Genomic DNA, 1,804 nt, shown 5'->3' on the forward strand with positions numbered 1-1,804 from the left:
TACTCCCTTCCCGCCAAAAGATTTTGCATTTTGGAGGAGCGCGCGATCGCTCTGATTGTCAGGAAGCCCTACCGTGCGCTCGACCCCGAAGTGTAATACCAATTCTCCAAAATAATAATGCAACAGTAGTTTGTACTGCTCGAATTTAATTGTATTTGGGTACTTGGTAGACAGCCATCAGCAGCATTTTAGAGAACTGGTATAATTTTCGGGCATTAGCACTCAATCGAGCGAGCCAATTAATTGACGCAATCGCTGGTTAAAAAAAGATATTTAACAATTTTCACACTCTCTCGGTTAGCTACTTTTGGCATTAATTTGCTAGAGCCAAAATATGTGCGAGCGTGTTTTGTATTTGTGCTGGAGTTTGCAGACGGTTAACTTGTAAATATTGATTGATTTTTGAAGCGATCGTTTCGATGGTTGTCCCTGATGGTTGATGGTGTAGTAGCTTAAGTCTGAGCTGATGAATTATATATTCCACCAGATTATAATCCGGTGAATAAGGAGGTGTATGGATAAATTCTATTTCTAAGGTTGAGTCGATGCCCAGTTCCGATAATTCGTTTTTTAACAGATTCTTCATCTTTTTCTTGTGGGTTGAATTGTTGTCTAAAATTACTGTTAATTTGTGAACCCCTTGTTGGGATATCTTACTGCATAACTCAGTAAAATAGCTAACAATGTCCTCTGTTTTGGCTTCTTTAGTTAATTTCAAATATTCTTCACCTGTGATGGCATCCACGCTCATCAGCCCATTAAACTTATTTCGTTTCCGTTCATTACTCGGGATTTGCGGTCTGCTATTCTTTGGTGCCCAACCATAGAACAAGCTGGGACGATCGTAAACAGCAAATTCGTCAAAAAAAATGATTTTTTCACCTATTTGCCAACCTAGCAGTTTTTTTTAAGGGTAGCTATAAAATTTTGCTGAAGTTCTTTGTCAGCATTTGCGTAATCCCGATGTGCCTTTTGGTGAGATAATTTTAGTGAGTCGAGAATTTCATAGATGCGGCTATCTTTGAGTGAAACACCCCATCTTTGTTCCAGCACTTCGCTAATTATCTTCCCCGTCCAAATATATCTATCTATACCATAGTCTGTTGGGGTGGTTTCTAAAATCATTCTTTTGAGTTCCATCTGTTGTGCCTCATTTAAACGAGAGGGTACTTGGTGCGTAATTTGTTTGGTTAGTTCCAGCAGTCCACCTTCTAAAAATTTATCTATCCATTCAGTCAAAGTTACATAGCTACACCCCACTTTTTGAGCAACTTCTGGTCGGGCTTTTCCTTGCCACAAATATTTAATTGCTAATAACCTTTGGCGGATATAGCTCTGCTGATTTTGATAGTATAACTTTTGCCACAACTCCCAGTCTGGCTGAATTTCATGTAGCCTTTGAGTACGATTTTTCATGCCTTTGTGTTAAGCGAGCGTATAGTTCCAGTCTAAATTATACATCTTCATTGTACGAGTAGAGCTCATACCTGGCTCTACTCGATCGAGCTGGAGTGGTAGTGTGCTTGCGCTCGCAGGTTTGGCAAATATTTGAAATCCGGTTTCTCGGGAATTGTTAAATCTCTTTTGGGGGCCAGCAACTGAGCTAATCAATATTGTGCATTGTCGATCGTAAACATCTAAAATGAGATAAATACGTCGCTCGTACACGCTTCTGAGTGGGCTGGCTCTTCTACTTTATCTATTTATCTGAGTATTATTGCTTAGCCAGAGAGGGGGCTGACTCTTGAGCCAGCGCGATCGTTGCGGGCGCACCAATACAAAATCTTCTGACGGGAAGGGAGTA

General features: G+C 40.4%; 1 protein-coding gene. It reads right to left on the minus strand.

Features of this window, described 5'->3' with window-relative positions; genetic code table 11:
• Positions 1 to 313: 313 nt before the first annotated feature.
• Positions 314 to 1,416, minus strand: a protein-coding gene (locus QUA50_RS29155) for an IS630 family transposase (RefSeq protein ID WP_333433681.1) whose coding sequence is annotated in 2 segments (ribosomal slippage) — positions 314 to 907 and positions 910 to 1,416 — 1,101 coding nt in all. Because the reading frame shifts where the segments join, the coding sequence is not laid out codon by codon here.
• Positions 1,417 to 1,804: the final 388 nt, after the last annotated feature.

Source organism: Microcoleus sp. M2_D5 (assembly GCF_036701935.1).
In the GTDB taxonomy this organism is placed as follows: Bacteria; Cyanobacteriota; Cyanobacteriia; order Cyanobacteriales; family Microcoleaceae; genus Microcoleus.